Consider the following 14,303-nt stretch of genomic DNA (forward strand, 5'->3'; position numbering starts at 1 on the left):
CCTACTCCATCGCCACAATGCCTTTACCGCCGAGCTTGCGGCCCTTTTCAAGCTCGGTGATCAGTTTAATCGCCCCCTCCAGAGCAACGGTTTCGCCAATCGCCATTTGGAACTTGCCCTCTTTAGCGGCACTGGCAAGCTTTTCCAGGATGTCGGCTCGCGGCGAACCAATGACAGGCTTCAACCGTCGATCGAAGACGGCCCGAATGAACTTGCCCAGACCGGGGTTGAGATCAAGGAACACGCCCCCGCGGCGTAGCATAGCCACGCCGGCGGATAGGGTCATTGTCGCAGCAGTGTCGTATACCACATCGAAGCGCGTGGTTATTGACGACAAATCCGTTGCGCGATAGTCGTAGACCGTCTCTACGCCAAGAGATTTAGCGCGCTCCATGTCTCGGGAGCTGCAACTGCCGGAAACGATCGCACCGAAAAGCCGTGCGATCTGCACGGATGCTTCCCCCACCGCTCCGGCACAGCCATTAATGAAGACGTGCTGACCCGCTTGCAGCTTGGCCTTGTCGATCAGTCCGTTCCATGCGGTCACGCCCGGCGTACCCAGACAGGCAGCATCCTCGAAGGAGATACTCTCGGGCTTCCTGGCCAGGAAGTTTTCTTTCGTTATCACTGACTGGCCAAGCGCACCGCTTTCCTTGAAGCGAGCGAGGCCGAAGACGGCGTCGCCTACCCGGAAGCGCGAGACACCTGGGCCAATGGAGGTGACGATACCGGAAAAATCCATTCCCATGGCGCGGGGAAAACGTCTGCCGGTGACGATCTTCATCAGTCCGCTGCGCAGCTTCCAGTCGATGGGGTTGATTGCCGCGAACCTGACTCGCACGGCCACTTCATCGTTACCGGGCATGGATAATTCAAACTCATCGACCCGCATCAACTCCGGGCCACCATAACTGTTGTACTGAATACGTTTCATTTGTTTCACCAAGGTTTGAGCGGTTCTGGTCGAAGTAGGGTGCAAATCCTTCTAAAAGACAGGAGGCGATGAGCGCGATTTGGATGCCTCTTCTGCTTGCGAAGACATCCTATAACGCCGTGATGACAGTTTCTGGCACCATTCATCGGGCTCTTTTTGCACCGCTAATCCAGGGCGCTCTATCCTTATCGGGTGCGTAGCACTTCACCGACCACGGGGGCTGCCGAAAAGGCATTTGGCCAGCCGGCATAGAAAGCGCAATGGGTGACGATTTCACCCGCTTCCTCGGCGGTCAATCCATTATCCATGGCCCGGTTAAGGTGGTAACCGATTTGCGCGCTTTGCCCCGATGCTATCAGCGCGCTTACCGTCACCAGACTCCTGTCCCGGGGCTTAAGCGCCGGTCTCTGCCAAAGATCGAGAAAGAGAGGGGCGGTGGTGAATTTGACCAGCCCGGGGGAGATTGGCGCGACATTTTTTTCCACCGTTTCTGAACGCTGTCGTTCAGCATCCCGATTAAGCGGCAGAAGTGCAGGAGAGGCTTCGGCTAACTGTTCTGCAGTGACGCCACGCTCCTGAAAAACACCTTTAGTTACTGCGATAGCCGACATCGCGCTTGGCCATCCGGAATAGAACGCAAGGTGCGTGATAATCTCCGATACTTCGGCCGGCGTGACGCCGCTGTCGAGCGCAACCCCGACATAATGCTTTAGCTCGCTGGGCTGATTCCTGGCAATAAGAATGGCCAGGGTAACGATGCTGCGGTCACGTTGCGAAAGCTCGTCACGTTTCCAGAGATCGTCCGTAATGGCATCGCTACCGAAGCGGGCCAGGGCTGGAGAAACGGATTGGATATCGGCAACTGAAAGGCCCGATGGGTTAATTTTCAACATGGCTTCACCTCTTTTTTCTTCTGCACCCGCGAAATCTGCCAGCACAAGCGACATCACTGCAGCGGCAATCACCTCTTTCATTGCAAACCTCATCTAATCGACTGGCGTTCCGGCGTTAATCATCAAACTGCAGGGCGCCTTTATTTCTGAGAAACACGGGCACGACAGGGATTGATTCCTTCGCGGTTGTCATTTCTGAGGTTTGCTCTATATACCCCCGGAAGTGCGGTGTCTGCCGGTGCCGTTGATAATCAGCTTCGCTGGCGTAAATTTCATAGAAGTACCAGCGATTCTCATTTTTCGCATCGGTTGCGGCATACATAGCCCGCACACCCTCTTTAAGTTTCAGGGAGTCGGACATTTCCGCGAGGACGATATGTTTGAAGGCCTGTTGGTGCTCGGGTTTTACATCGACAATAACCAGGTTATTTATCGTTCTCTCGTTTTGTACTATTCGCTTATCGCCAAGGAATTGCGGTGTGACATCTGTTTTGCTTTTTTTATCTGTGATTTCAGGCGCACGCTCAATAAACGTCTGGTACTGCTCTGAATCTAAGTGTTTTTTATAGGCCTCCTTTCCGGCGTAGATTTCAATCATGTACGCCTGATTGAGATCATCCTTGCGTTTGAGCGAGTACATTGCCAAGGTGCCACTTTCAGACTCAACGGAAGAGGAGATAGTACTTCTGGCGACTTCATCATACTGCCGGCTTTTCCCCGCCTTGATGCCCAGCTCGAAAATATTCATAACGGTTTTATCCAGAGGGGATGAACTGGCCGCAAATGCGGGACTACCGACCAGCAGGCAGAGTGTCATGGTGATGATATTTTTCACGGGATACCTTTGTTTTATACAGCCAGTTTCAATTCTGGGGATAAGGATTTCAACAGCGCGAGCAGTCGTGAGGCATGCTCTTTGGCCATTGTTTTCTGTTGCGCTATTTTATTTTCATCCCTGTCGGCATAACTGATGCCACAGGTATACACCGGCATTTGCAAATCCAGATTGCAAAGTCTGGCGGTGGTTTCAAACTGGGCAAGGTAATTTTCAAGGCTATGGCCAAAAAATCCTTCCGATGAATAGAGCGCTTGCGGTGCGCCGGTGGTAAACGAAAGAATAAGTTTTTTACCGCCAAGTTTTGCCGTTGAACCATGTGCGAACCCGTGGACAAAAACCTCATCCAGCCATAATTTCATCACGCCCGGGAGTGAATACCAGGAGAATGGAAATTGCCAGACGATCACATCTGCTTTCAGCAGGCTTTCCTGCTCGGCTTTTACATTGATTTTGTTGTCCGGATAGAGCCAGTCCAGGCGGCGAATTTCAGCCTCTGGCAATGCCAAGGCTATCTCATCCAGGATAGTCGCGTTACCAATTGACTCGTTAAGATTCGGGTGTCCGGAAATAATCAGGATATTTTTCATTTTCAATAGATTAGAAGTTAATTGTTTACCAGGTCTCCAGTATAGATTGACCGTATTCTGTTTTTTAGGGTATTAATAGCTCAATAACTTTTAGCTAAAAGCTAATAATCACCCTGATTGACTCAAGGCTTCCGTAAAGCCTTTTTTATCAATATGTTAATCCTAGTAACCGCTCCGCATTGCGGAAGGCTATCGCTTCTTTCGCCTCTTCAGGAACAGGCAAACTCTGGATAAATGCCTTCACGCCATCCAGCGTCTGGTAGGGATAATCCACAGAAAAAAGGATCCGCTCGGCCCCCAACAGCGCATAGATAAACTGAAAATGCGGCAGCGTCAGCATTCCTGATGGCGTCACATACACCTGCTCGCGAAAGGTCTGCGTAATGGTGCGTCGTAACCCCGTAGCGGCCTGGGGGAGGCTATCGTCCAGGCGCTGTAACCAGAATGGCAGCATCTCTCCCCAGTGGCCGCTTATGACCTGCAGGTTCGGATATTTATCAAAGGCTCCGGACAGGATTAACCGCAGCAGATGGATGCCCGCTTCGTGATGCCAGCCCCAACCAAACATCGATAGCCTGGCGGTAACTTCATCACTGAAGCCGCTGTAATAAGCCTGTTGTACGCTGCGAACGGGAAGCCCCGGATGGAGATAGAGCGGGACGCCAAGAGCGTTAAAGCGGGCCAGCAGTCCGTCGTAATCCGGATGGTCGAGAAAATGGGTTGATGGCCTGCCGTTTAGCAGAGCGCCTTTAAAACCCAACTCTTTAACCGCTCGCTCAAGTTCTTTTTCTGCCGAATCGGGCTGAGCCCATGGAAGCGTGGCGAATGCGGCAAAGCGGTCTGGATGAGCGTTAATCGCGTCAGCGAGGCGGTCATTAGCCGCGCGGTTCAAATCCACCACCTCAGCAGCCGGTGCCAGGTGCGGAAATCCGCCAACCGAAAGCACCTGCATGGTGATGCCTGCCTCGTCCATATCGTCCAGACGCCCACGACCTATGTCTGCGCCCTTAACGTTAATCAGGTCGTTTTTTTCAATTTGGGGGCGGCTTCGATCGGGAAGATTGCCGTCAGTAATCGTTTTGCCCCAGTCGCTCAGAAATGGTGCCTGCGCAAGTGCAGCCGGCATGGATGCCAGAACCAGCGCTTTATCCAGAGTGTGTTCTTCAAGGCAAATGATTTTCATCGCTTTTGATTTCCGCTCAGTGTTTTGACATAGGGGAACTGCCGTAGAACAAGGGAGAATGCTTGAAATGGCGATGCCTGCCAGAACGCGGAGTCCCGTCTTGAGGACATTGCGACGCCCAGCCGAACACACTGATTTCAACGCTGCACTTGCAGTGCCTCCATCAACGCCACGCCAACGCCGTGCGCCGAGGCAGGGTTCTGACCGGTGATCAGGCGACCATCCGTCACCACGTTCTCAGACCAGTTGGGGGCTTCATGATGAAGTGCGCCGTGCTCCCGCAGGGCGGTTTCCAACAAATAGGGGACCACCGCAGTTCCCTGGACTTCGTCTTCTTCTTTATTGGTGAAGGCTGCCAGGTTCTTCCCTTTCACCAGGTATTCACCGTTGCTGAGTTTCGCGTCAACCAACGCGGCCGGGCCATGGCAGACTGCCGACACTATCCCGCCGCTTTCGTATACCTCTCTGATAATGCGCTGCGTGTCCGGGTTATCGCGGTAGTCCCACATTGTGCCGTGCCCGCCGGCAAAAAAGACTGCGGAATAATCGGCCCCGTTCAGCTCAGATAAAGGCGGCGTGGTGGCGAGGCGATGCTGGAAATCGGTCTCGTTCCAGAACCAGGCGTTAACGGGATCGCTGAGATCGAAACCGTCAATCGGCGGTTGGCCCCCACGAATGCTGGCAATCACCGTTGGGATCCCCGCATCTTCCAGCACTTTCAGGGGATGAGTGAGCTCAGCCATGAAAAAACCGGTAGGTACGCCGGAAACGCCTTTTATCGGATGGCTGGTGACGACGCACAATACGGGTTTGCGGTCTGCTTTCATTTCATCGCTTCCTCTGACTGATTTTTGAACTCTCCGGCAAACAGGTGTTCCCAATTGGCAAATGATCCCAAGGGGATACATTCGAAGGTAAGCAGACCGGCTTTTGCCAACGGGAAGTCGGCCATCACCACCTGGGCTTTTTCCACCGAATCACATTCAAGAAAAATCGCTACGCCGGGCCGATCCTGTCGAAAATAAATATCCCGGATGCTGCCGGATTTATATAAACCCCAGGTATGCAACACTTCTGAAGTCAGATGCGGAGCGTATTTTTCCAGCGAGGCGCCGGAAGCGGGAATATCCAAACACAAAATGCGCATTTCAGTCTCCTGAACTTAACGACGAAGGGGGAACTGAAAAAAGTATAAGCTCGCGATTTTGATAAGATTAGGCCCTTATTGACTTAAGGATATTTAGCCTGTAGTTAATAATCAGTGGGCCATTTGCTTCAGGATGACGTGATGAATAACGTGATTTACAACCAGATACGCATCTTTCAGAGCATTGCCCGGGAAGGCAATATTTCGGCTGCGGCCAGGAAGCTTGAGATTACGCCGCCCTCCGTCAGTAAGGCGCTTAAGCTGCTTGAACAACACATAGGTCACCCTCTTTTTGTCCGTACGACACGGCGCATTGAACTGACGGAAGCTGGACAACAGCTGTTGGAGCAAACCGTAGCGGCAGTGGACTCGCTTGAAACGTCGCTGGAAAACATCCGCGACCAGAACCAGGAACCCTCCGGCCTGGTCAGGATTACGCTCTCCCGCTTTGCTTACCTGCTCATACTCAAACCGGCTATGGCGGCCTTTTGCCGGCAATATCCCGGCATTAAACTTGAAGTTTCGGTTTACGACGGCACCGTCAATATTATTGATGAGCGCTTTGATCTGGGGATACGCTTTGGCGATATTCTTGAAGGCGGAGTGGTGGCTCGCCAGTTGATGAAGCCGTTTAGGGAAGGGCTGTATGCGTCATCGGCCTATCTGGAGGCGTTCGGTACGCCCACTACGCCGGCAGAGCTCCATCAGCACAACCTTATCGGCTATCGATTCATCACCAATAACCGCATTCTTCCGCTGATTCTGGATCACAAAGGCGAGCAGCTAACCGTTGAGATGCCGGGCCAGTTAATCAGCAACGATATTGAGGTTATGGCCGATGGAATACGGAACGGACTGGGTATCGGAAGGTTGTTCGAGCCCATTCACAGCTTGCAGCCCGACAAAGAGAAATTTATTCCCGTGATGGAGAATTACTGGAAAACCTACCCGGCCGTTTATCTCTATTACCCGAAAAATGCGGGCAAGACCAAAAGAGTGAAGACGTTGATTGATTTTTTGATTGAAAGAAAAGCCGTTTAAAATGAATATCACTCATGTAAACCTCATACATGAGCGACACTTTTTATGCCTTGGTTTTTATAAAACTGACTGTTTGTACAGGGATTAGGTCTCTCACGAAGAAAGACACTGGAGTGGGAAGCTACGAGGTGGAAGACCAGCAGCGTACCCTGTTCTGCAACATAGACTAATAAATTCCAGGTTGAACGGGGTACTCTCGGAGTACGACAGACACAAAAAAGCCCGCAACTTAGTTGCGGGCTTTTTCGCTATTATCGCCGGATCTATCTGGTATCACCGGTGACCTATTTGGTGGAGCTGGGGGGATTTGAACCCCCGTCCGGAATTACTACACCGTCGGCACTACATGCTTAGTCCAATCATTACATTCGCCGGTCAGCTGCGGATGGACACGCCACTAACAAACTAGCCTGATTGGGTTTAACGCTTCAGCCCCAGGCAGGACATCCACGCGATCTCTTTTGGGTTTGACCTCTCTTGATCCCCGTCCTAAGAGCGGAGGCTAGGGAGAGAGGGAATCTTCAGTTTCTTAGGCTGATTAAGCTGCTAAAGCAGCAGATTCGAATTGCGAGTCGTTTGCAATTATTTTTTTTGCGGCTTTTTACGAGGCCAACCGCCCCTCGGCATGCTCCTAAGGCCTCACAATCCCGTCGAATCCAGAATCAGCCCCAAGTAACTTTGTTCAGTATACCAGAAGTTTAACCCGTTAAGCCAGAGGCTTATCGGTTGGCATGCTTCATGATACGGGATTTCGCCGTCTGCCATTCACGATCTTTGATGTCATCGCGTTTATCGTGTTCTTTCTTGCCTTTGGCTACGCCGATCTTGATCTTGGCCCAGGCATTTTTCCAATACATGGACAAGGCAACCACGGTGTAGCCGTCGCGGTTTACGCGGCCGAGCAGTGAGTCCAGCTCACGTTTTTTCAGCAGCAATTTACGAGTACGTGTCGGATCGCATACCACATGCGACGAGGCTACGTTGAGCGGTGAGACGGTGGCCCCAAACAGATAGGCTTCACCATCGCGGAAGGTCACGTAGCTGTCGCTAATGTTGGCTTTGCCGGCACGCAGCGATTTTACTTCCCACCCTTGCAGAGACAGGCCCGCCTCGAACTCTTCTTCAATGAAGTATTCGAAACGCGCTCGCTTGTTCTGCGCAATGGTGGCGGAACCGGGTTTGTGTGCTTTTTTCTTTGTCATAGTTTGTTCATTATACTGGATGATTCGACGAAAGAAATCCTTTACCGCTCAGCACCTGCGCAATTTTTCGCATTTTTGGCCCTCGCGTTGCATAGCAGATTTTTTGTTTGGCGATAGATAAATGGTATTATCTGTATGTTTTGTGTCTCACAGGAAATGATATGCCCCAGATCAGTCGGTCTGCGTTAGTGCCGTTCAGCGCCGAGCAGATGTATCAGTTGGTTAACGATGTTCACTCTTACCCCGATTTTCTGCCAGGATGCACCGGCAGCCGGGTGATTGACGCGTCCAGCAATCAAATGACCGCCGCAGTTGACGTTGCCAAAGCCGGTATCAGCAAAACCTTCACTACGCGCAATACGCTGCAGGATAACCAGAGCATCAATATGCAACTGGTTGATGGCCCGTTCCGCAAGCTGATGGGGGGCTGGCAGTTTACGCCGCTGAGCCCGGAAGCCTGTAAGGTTGAGCTGCACCTGGATTTTGAATTTACCAACAAACTGATCGAGCTGGCGTTCGGCAAGGTGTTCAAAGAGCTGGCCGGTAACATGGTGCAGGCTTTCACCCAGCGGGCGAAAGAGGTTTACAGTGTCTGATATTCAGGTAGAGGTGGTTTACGCCTTGCCGGAGCGTCAGTATCTGCGCAAGGTTACGCTGGCGGAAGGCAGCAGTGTTGAGCAGGCCATTACGGCCTCCGGGTTGCTGGAACTGCGTAGTGACATTGACTTGCAGAGTAATAAGGTGGGCATCTACAGCCGCCCGGCCAAGCTGGGTGATGTGCTAAACGATGGCGACCGGGTCGAAATTTATCGCCCCCTGATTGCCGACCCTAAAGAACTTCGTCGGCAACGGGCAGAGAAAGCAAAAAAATAAGGCGCTGAATGCGCCTTATTTTTTATCAGAATTTTATCTTCCGAGTTGCAGCCTGTTACTGTCATGAAGAACCTGAATCGCCCCTCACGGGCCGGACGATAGCTCCTGCGCTGATTATTTGGTCAGCGCAGGTTTGTTCTGAATATCGGTCAGCACGCCCGCGCTATCAAAGGTCAGCGTCAGGGTTTGCTGGGTGATATCTTCATGGCCAGGTTGCTGGCGGAATACATAGAACCACGTCTGAGTACCGAACGGATCCTGTAACATTGGGGTACCCAATGTATAAGCGACCTGTTGCTGGGTCATACCTTTTTGGATTTTGGCCACGTCGGTCGACGTCAGGTAGTTCCCTTGGTTGATGTCAGGCCGGTAAACCACCTTCTCAAAAGTAGAACAGCCTGCAGTCAGCATCACAAGAACCACAGCGGCAGCAGCCAGCGTTTTACAGCGCATAGTAATCACATTCCTTTAGGGCATAGGATGCCGATGATAATAGACCTTGCAGCAGTTGGAAACCTTTATACCCTTCATCTTTCAAGTTGTAGCGGCGTTGCCTTCCCTCGCTCACCCCAGTCACTTAGTTGACTAAGCTCCTGGAGATTCTCTCGGTTGCCGCCTTGCTACAGCTTGAAATCTATTGGGTGTACCCTTCATCTTTCAAGTTGCTGCTGCGATTGCTTCGCTCTCGCACCTCAGGCGCTGAGCTGATGAAGCACCTGAGGGATGGGGCGGTTGTCGCCTTGCCGCACTTTGAAATCTGCCAGGTAAACAGCGCCAAAGTCAGACCTCGGAAAAGTGAAAAAGTTGAGCTTTTTTATGCGGCCAGCAGTTCTTTTGCGTTTGCCAATGTGTTGCGGGTGACTTCACTGCCGCCAAGAAGGCGCGCCAGCTCTTGCAGGCGGGCGCGTTTATCCAGCGGCGACATCTGCGTTTCGGTTTCGGTGCCGTCGGTCTGTTTGCTGACAAACAGATGCTGATGCCCGCACCCCGCGACCTGCGGCAGGTGGGTGACGCACATCACTTGCGTAGACTCCCCGAGCTGGCGAAGCAGGCGGCCCACGATGGCGGCGGTCGGGCCGCTGATACCCACGTCCACTTCGTCGAAAATCAGCGCCGGGGTTTCCATCTTGCGGGCAGTGATGACCTGAATCGCCAGCGCGATGCGTGACAATTCGCCGCCGGACGCCACTTTAGCCAGCGCCTGCAGCGGTTGCCCCGGGTTGGTGGACACGCAGAACTCGGTGCGGCTTGCCCCTTCGGCGCTCAAATATTGGGGCTCGAAGCGCACATCGATGTTGAATTTGCCGTGTGGCATAGAGAGCGCCTGCATGCTGTCGGTAATCAGCGTGGTCAGTTCGGCGGCGTAATGCCGGCGTTTTTGGTGCAGTTGCTCCGCCAGAACCAGCGCCTGCTGATGGTGCAGGGCGACCGCTTCGTTAAGGTGCTCGTGGTCGCTTTCCTGTTGCGACAGCAATTGTTGCTCATCGAGCAACTGCTGGTGTAGCTGCGGCAGTTCTTCTGGCGCCACGTGATGTTTGCGCGCCAGGTTGATTTGCCGCGACAGGCGCTGTTCCAGTTCATGCAGGCGGTTGGGATCGAGATCCATGCGATCGGCATAGTGGCGCAGTTCATCGCTGGCCTCGCTGATCTGGATTGAGGCTTCTTCCAGCATGTTCAGCAGTTCGCCGAGTTTTTCATCCATGCCGGCCAGTTCGACCAGCAGGTGTTTGGCGGTGTAGAGCTGGCTGAGCATGTTGTGTTCTTCGTCATCGGCCAGCAATTGCAGCGTTTGCTGGCTAAGGGTCAGCAACTGGCCGCTGTTGGCCAGGCGTTTGTATTCCGCGTCTGTTTGTTCGAACTCACCGGCCTGCGGGGCGAACTCATTCAGCTCTTTCAACTGGTATTGCAGCAGCTGTTTGCGCGCGTCACGCTCAAGGGACTGTTGTTGGTGGTGCGCCAGTTCGCGGCAGCTTTGGTGCCAGCGCTGGTAAGCCTGTTGCATTTGCGCCAGCAGGGCAGGTTCATCTGCATAGGCGTCCAGCAGCTGTTTTTGATGGTCAGGTTTGAGCAGCAGCTGATGAGCATGCTGGCCGTGGATTTGAATCAGGCGTTGGCCAAGTTCGCGCAGTTGCGAAAGCGGCACGGCGGTGCCATTGATAAAGCCGCGCGAGCGGCCGTCCGCATTGATCACCCGGCGCAGCAGGCACTCATTGCTGTCGTCCAGCTGGTTCTGCTCAAGCCATTGGCGGGCGGAAGGGGTATCCGCCAGCGAGAAGCGCGCGCAGATATCGGCACGGGGGGCCCCCAGGCGCACCACATTACCGTCGGCGCGGTTGCCGAGGCACAGGCCCAGCGCGTCGATGGCGATGGATTTGCCGGCACCGGTTTCACCGGTAATCGCCGTCATACCCGGTTGAAAATCAATCTCCAACTCACGAACGATAGCAAAATTGCTGATGGTCAATTGCGCCAGCATGGGAACCTTCCTGTGTATAAACACATAACTGTAGTTTCATACAGTATAAACTGGTTTTATATACAGTAAAGTAGCTGGCGACGTTTTTAGAACAATTTTTTTGACCAGCCGAGTTTTGTGCTTAACGTATTGAAATAGCTGTAGTCCTTTGGATGAATAAGATTCAGATGGAAATCACTGCGGCGTATCAATACCTCTTCGCCTTCCTGGATAGGCAGCGCGATCTGGCTGTCGCAGCTGATTTCCAGATCGCTGCCGATCTGCGAAAATTTCAGCCGAATGGTGCTGTTGCCGTTGATCACCAGTGGGCGGGCGGAAAGGGTGTGCGGGAACATCGGCACCAGCGCAATGGCCTCCAGCGAAGGCGTCAGGATCGGCCCGCCGGCGGAGAGCGAATAGGCGGTCGACCCGGTCGGCGTGGCGATAATCAGCCCGTCGGAACGCTGCGAGAAGGCGAAACGATCGTCGATATACACTTCGAATTCGATCATGTGCGCCACTTTGCCGGGGTGCAGCACCACTTCGTTGATGGCGGTACTAATGCGGCACTGCTGGTTCTCTTTGTGCACGATGGTTTCCAGCAGGAAGCGCTGTTCATCGATATACTCGCCTTCCAGCACGTCGGCCAATTGCTGCAGGGCGTTGTCGGGGTCGAGATCGGTCAAAAATCCGAGATTGCCACGGTTTACGCCGATCACTTTAATATCGTAACGCGCCAACACGCGCGCTGCGCCGAGCATATTGCCGTCGCCGCCGACCACCACGGCCAGGTCGGCTTTCTGGCCAATGTCTGCCAGGCTGCCGGTCACGACGTCTTTCAAGCCCAAATCCTGGGCTATCTGCCGTTCGAGCATCACCGAGTAGCCCCGGGCGACCAACCAGTGAAACAACATCTCATGCGTTGCCAACGCTGAAGGGTGGCGCGGGTGACCCACAATGCCAATACAGGCGAATTTCTTATTCATTGTTGTGATTTTCCTCACCGGGACGAGTTTATGCCCCACATTGTGACCGGTTGACTTGAAACCCCGGTTTTGATCCCCATAATAAGCCAAGTTGCGAGATTAATGCTAAAACGCGGAGATATTCATGAGTAGTAAAGAACAGAAGACGCCAAACGAGCAAGTCTCGGAAGAAATGGAACACCAGGAAGTCTTGCCGGAAGCGGCTGAAGGCGTCGATCTGCGGGATGCGCGCATTGCCGAGCTGGAAGCTCAGCTGGCAGAATCCCAGCAGCATGAACGCGACAGCCTGCTGCGCGCCAAGGCGGAAATGGAAAACGTGCGCCGCCGTACCGAGTTGGATATCGAGAAAGCGCACAAATTTGCGCTGGAGAAATTCGCGGGCGACTTGCTGCCGGTGATTGATAACCTGGAGCGCGCGCTGGATCTGGCGGATAAAAGCAATCCGGAACTGACGGCAATGATCGAAGGCATCGAACTGACGCTGAAATCCTTGCAAGACGCAGTGAGCAAGTACGGTATCGAAATCGTCGGCGACATCAACGTGCCGTTCAACCCGGACGTGCACCAGGCGATGAGCCTGATGGAGTCTGCCGATCACCAGCCGAACCACGTAATGATGGTGATGCAGAAAGGCTATACGCTGAATGGCCGCCTGCTGCGCCCGGCGATGGTTGCGGTTTCCAAAGCCAAGGCTTAAGCGGAATTAAGTAAGGAAAAGGCACCTGCGGGTGCCTTTTTTGCGTCTGACTTATGCCTGCGGCAGTTGCGGCAGCCAGTCGATAGGTTTCAGCCCCTGTTGTTCCAGCAGTTGATTGGCCTGGGAGAAATGGCGACAACCGAGGAAGCCGCGGTGGGCCGAGAGCGGCGAAGGATGCGGCGCTTTCAGCACGTGGTGGCGCTTCCTGTCGATAATGTTGCCTTTCTTCTGGGCATGCGAGCCCCACAGCAGAAACACCACGCCTTCGCGGTTGTCGTTCAGTGCGGCGATCACTCTATCCGTAAAGGTTTCCCAACCCAGTTTGGCGTGGGAATGCGCCTGGCCGCGTTCAACGGTCAATACCGTGTTCAGCAACAGCACGCCCTGTTCTGCCCAGCTTTGCAGGCAGCCGTGGCTTGGCCGCTCAAAGCCCGGGATATCCGTCGCCAATTCTTTATACATATTCACCAGCGAAGGGGGAGCCGGCACGCCGGGCAGCACCGAGAAAGACAGACCGTGGGCCTGATTCGGGCCGTGATAGGGATCCTGGCCGAGGATCACCACTTTTACGTCCGCCAGTTCGGTATAGCGGAAGGCATTGAACACGTCTTTTTGTGGTGGATAAATGGTCTTACCGGCCTGACGTTCAGCGGCAACAAAGGCAAGCGTTTCATGAAAATAGGGTTGCTCTTTTTCCTTGCCGATGACGTCATGCCAGGTGAGAGGGGTGGACATAAACGCTCTCCTTTGTTTTCGTTAACAATTCACTGACCATAGCTTACCGTTTAGCGTCATCCAGTGAAACCCGCTTTTGCCGTTGGGCTAGCCATCTTGGTATAAAGATTTTTTAAAATTTACAAAAATAATTGTTCTCGGCGGCAAAGAGAAAATTGACACAAAACATAAACTTGTCCCTTCCTCATGTGTGGGTACGCTGTAAAAATTGATTTTAATCAAAGAATTGCCCAGACCAGACTGGTATACAGAACAATAAGACAACAATGGTTTTACCAAATGGCCGAAACCAAAATTGAATTTTCTCACGAAAGAGAATTTTTCGTCCTTGTACGGAGGCAACAAAATGATTACTGGTATTCAAATCACTAAAGCGAACGACCAGGCGCTGGTGAACTCTTTCTGGCTGCTGGATGATGAAACGTCAGAAGCCCGCTGCGTTTGCGCTAAAGCCAACTATGTCGAAGATCAGGTTGTGCCGGTCACCGATCTGGGCCAGATCGAGTACCGTGAAGTGCCGCTGGAAATGCAGCCAACCGTGCGTGTAGAGGGTGGCCAACACCTGAACGTAAACGTGCTGCGCCGCGAGACGCTGGAAGATGCGGTCAAGCACCCGGAAAAATACCCGCAGCTGACCATTCGCGTGTCCGGCTATGCGGTGCGCTTCAACTCGCTGACGCCAGAACAGCAACGTGACGTAATTGCACGTACCTTTACTGCCAGCCTGTAATT

The 14,303-nt window shown here is 53.2% G+C and carries 17 protein-coding genes and 1 other RNA gene; 5 read left to right on the forward strand and 13 right to left on the reverse strand.

What is annotated here, in order from left to right; genetic code table 11:
* Position 1: 1 nt before the first annotated feature.
* The 7 genes from V2S86_RS00270 to V2S86_RS00300 form a co-directional block, all read right to left on the reverse strand.
* Complete coding sequence (locus V2S86_RS00270; RefSeq protein WP_330760758.1) at positions 2–934, reverse strand: NAD(P)-dependent alcohol dehydrogenase; 933 nt, start codon at positions 932–934, stop codon at positions 2–4.
* A gap of 185 nt (positions 935–1,119) precedes the next feature.
* Positions 1,120–1,908 carry a carboxymuconolactone decarboxylase family protein gene (locus V2S86_RS00275; RefSeq protein WP_330760759.1) on the reverse strand — a complete coding sequence of 263 codons (789 nt, stop codon included), beginning with the start codon at positions 1,906–1,908 and terminating at the stop codon, positions 1,120–1,122.
* Between the two features lie 34 nt (positions 1,909–1,942).
* Positions 1,943–2,662 (reverse strand): putative quinol monooxygenase, encoded by a 720-nt coding sequence (locus tag V2S86_RS00280; RefSeq protein ID WP_330760760.1) that lies wholly within the window; start codon positions 2,660–2,662, stop codon positions 1,943–1,945.
* A gap of 14 nt (positions 2,663–2,676) precedes the next feature.
* Positions 2,677–3,252 (reverse strand): NAD(P)H-dependent oxidoreductase, encoded by a 576-nt coding sequence (locus tag V2S86_RS00285; protein WP_330760761.1) that lies wholly within the window; start codon positions 3,250–3,252, stop codon positions 2,677–2,679.
* A gap of 148 nt (positions 3,253–3,400) precedes the next feature.
* Complete coding sequence (locus V2S86_RS00290; RefSeq protein WP_330760762.1) at positions 3,401–4,435, reverse strand: amidohydrolase family protein; 1,035 nt, start codon at positions 4,433–4,435, stop codon at positions 3,401–3,403.
* 137 nt (positions 4,436–4,572) lie between these two features.
* A complete protein-coding gene (locus V2S86_RS00295; protein ID WP_330760763.1) occupies positions 4,573–5,262 on the reverse strand; it encodes a type 1 glutamine amidotransferase domain-containing protein in 690 nt (229 codons plus the stop codon).
* Positions 5,259–5,582, reverse strand: coding sequence for a superoxide dismutase (locus V2S86_RS00300; RefSeq protein WP_330760764.1), 324 nt, complete (start codon positions 5,580–5,582; stop codon positions 5,259–5,261). The genes V2S86_RS00295 and V2S86_RS00300 overlap by 4 nt, the downstream gene beginning before the upstream one ends.
* 141 nt (positions 5,583–5,723) lie before the next feature.
* Between V2S86_RS00300 and V2S86_RS00305 the strand changes: the two genes are divergently transcribed.
* Entirely contained in the window at positions 5,724–6,623 is a 900-nt protein-coding gene (locus tag V2S86_RS00305) for a LysR family transcriptional regulator (RefSeq protein WP_330760765.1), read from the forward strand.
* Positions 6,624–6,912: 289 nt separating this feature from the next.
* On the opposite strand, the gene ssrA is transcribed toward V2S86_RS00305, so the two are convergent.
* Both ssrA and smpB read right to left on the reverse strand, forming a co-directional pair.
* Positions 6,913–7,293, reverse strand: a transfer-messenger RNA (tmRNA) gene (gene ssrA, locus V2S86_RS00310).
* 49 nt (positions 7,294–7,342) lie between these two features.
* Positions 7,343–7,825, reverse strand: a complete 483-nt coding sequence (gene smpB, locus V2S86_RS00315; RefSeq protein ID WP_004953643.1) for an SsrA-binding protein SmpB — start codon at positions 7,823–7,825, stop codon at positions 7,343–7,345.
* Positions 7,826–7,986: 161 nt separating this feature from the next.
* Between smpB and V2S86_RS00320 the strand changes: the two genes are divergently transcribed.
* The gene (locus V2S86_RS00320; protein ID WP_197721716.1) at positions 7,987–8,421 is read left to right on the forward strand and encodes a type II toxin-antitoxin system RatA family toxin; all 435 of its coding nucleotides are present in this window, start codon (positions 7,987–7,989) and stop codon (positions 8,419–8,421) included.
* Positions 8,414–8,698: an RnfH family protein gene (locus V2S86_RS00325; RefSeq protein WP_330760766.1), complete on the forward strand. Its 285-nt coding sequence runs from the start codon at positions 8,414–8,416 to the stop codon at positions 8,696–8,698. The genes V2S86_RS00320 and V2S86_RS00325 overlap by 8 nt, the downstream gene beginning before the upstream one ends.
* 114 nt (positions 8,699–8,812) lie before the next feature.
* On the opposite strand, the gene bamE is transcribed toward V2S86_RS00325, so the two are convergent.
* The 3 genes from bamE to nadK all read right to left on the reverse strand — a co-directional run bounded on the left by bamE (position 8,813) and on the right by nadK (position 12,139).
* On the reverse strand, positions 8,813–9,151 hold the full coding sequence (gene bamE, locus V2S86_RS00330) for an outer membrane protein assembly factor BamE (RefSeq protein ID WP_004953634.1): 339 nt from the start codon (positions 9,149–9,151) through the stop codon (positions 8,813–8,815).
* A 361-nt stretch (positions 9,152–9,512) separates the two neighbouring features.
* Entirely contained in the window at positions 9,513–11,174 is a 1,662-nt protein-coding gene (gene recN, locus V2S86_RS00335) for a DNA repair protein RecN (RefSeq protein WP_330760767.1), read from the reverse strand.
* Between the two features lie 86 nt (positions 11,175–11,260).
* Positions 11,261–12,139, reverse strand: a complete 879-nt coding sequence (nadK, locus tag V2S86_RS00340) for an NAD(+) kinase (RefSeq protein WP_004953629.1) — start codon at positions 12,137–12,139, stop codon at positions 11,261–11,263.
* Between the two features lie 124 nt (positions 12,140–12,263).
* Here nadK and grpE point away from each other — a divergent pair, with 124 nt between their 5' ends.
* Positions 12,264–12,836, forward strand: a complete 573-nt coding sequence (grpE, locus tag V2S86_RS00345) for a nucleotide exchange factor GrpE (protein WP_330760768.1) — start codon at positions 12,264–12,266, stop codon at positions 12,834–12,836.
* Positions 12,837–12,887: 51 nt separating this feature from the next.
* On the opposite strand, the gene ung is transcribed toward grpE, so the two are convergent.
* Entirely contained in the window at positions 12,888–13,571 is a 684-nt protein-coding gene (gene ung, locus V2S86_RS00350) for a uracil-DNA glycosylase (RefSeq protein WP_004953626.1), read from the reverse strand.
* Positions 13,572–13,917: 346 nt separating this feature from the next.
* Here ung and grcA point away from each other — a divergent pair, with 346 nt between their 5' ends.
* Positions 13,918–14,301 (forward strand): autonomous glycyl radical cofactor GrcA, encoded by a 384-nt coding sequence (gene grcA / locus V2S86_RS00355; RefSeq protein WP_330760769.1) that lies wholly within the window; start codon positions 13,918–13,920, stop codon positions 14,299–14,301.
* The last annotated feature ends 2 nt before the right edge of the window (positions 14,302–14,303 follow it).

Origin of the sequence: Serratia sp. C2(1), from assembly GCF_036352655.1 — a bacterium.
Lineage (GTDB): Bacteria > Pseudomonadota > Gammaproteobacteria > Enterobacterales > Enterobacteriaceae > Serratia > Serratia inhibens.

What these genes read in the sequence shown, in the direction of transcription:
- recN (WP_330760767.1), bottom strand. Translation starts at nt 11,174, where the DNA reads ATGCTGGCGCAATTGACCATCAGCAATTTTGCTATCGTTCGTGAGTTG.
- ung (WP_004953626.1), bottom strand. Translation starts at nt 13,571, where the DNA reads ATGTCCACCCCTCTCACCTGGCATGACGTCATCGGCAAGGAAAAAGAG.
- bamE (WP_004953634.1), bottom strand. Translation starts at nt 9,151, where the DNA reads ATGCGCTGTAAAACGCTGGCTGCTGCCGCTGTGGTTCTTGTGATGCTG.
- V2S86_RS00300 (WP_330760764.1), bottom strand. Translation starts at nt 5,582, where the DNA reads ATGCGCATTTTGTGTTTGGATATTCCCGCTTCCGGCGCCTCGCTGGAA.
- smpB (WP_004953643.1), bottom strand. Translation starts at nt 7,825, where the DNA reads ATGACAAAGAAAAAAGCACACAAACCCGGTTCCGCCACCATTGCGCAG.
- nadK (WP_004953629.1), bottom strand. Translation starts at nt 12,139, where the DNA reads ATGAATAAGAAATTCGCCTGTATTGGCATTGTGGGTCACCCGCGCCAC.
- V2S86_RS00305 (WP_330760765.1), top strand. Translation starts at nt 5,724, where the DNA reads ATGAATAACGTGATTTACAACCAGATACGCATCTTTCAGAGCATTGCC.
- V2S86_RS00320 (WP_197721716.1), top strand. Translation starts at nt 7,987, where the DNA reads ATGCCCCAGATCAGTCGGTCTGCGTTAGTGCCGTTCAGCGCCGAGCAG.
- V2S86_RS00270 (WP_330760758.1), bottom strand. Translation starts at nt 934, where the DNA reads ATGAAACGTATTCAGTACAACAGTTATGGTGGCCCGGAGTTGATGCGG.
- V2S86_RS00285 (WP_330760761.1), bottom strand. Translation starts at nt 3,252, where the DNA reads ATGAAAAATATCCTGATTATTTCCGGACACCCGAATCTTAACGAGTCA.
- V2S86_RS00295 (WP_330760763.1), bottom strand. Translation starts at nt 5,262, where the DNA reads ATGAAAGCAGACCGCAAACCCGTATTGTGCGTCGTCACCAGCCATCCG.
- V2S86_RS00275 (WP_330760759.1), bottom strand. Translation starts at nt 1,908, where the DNA reads ATGAAAGAGGTGATTGCCGCTGCAGTGATGTCGCTTGTGCTGGCAGAT.
- V2S86_RS00290 (WP_330760762.1), bottom strand. Translation starts at nt 4,435, where the DNA reads ATGAAAATCATTTGCCTTGAAGAACACACTCTGGATAAAGCGCTGGTT.
- grpE (WP_330760768.1), top strand. Translation starts at nt 12,264, where the DNA reads ATGAGTAGTAAAGAACAGAAGACGCCAAACGAGCAAGTCTCGGAAGAA.
- grcA (WP_330760769.1), top strand. Translation starts at nt 13,918, where the DNA reads ATGATTACTGGTATTCAAATCACTAAAGCGAACGACCAGGCGCTGGTG.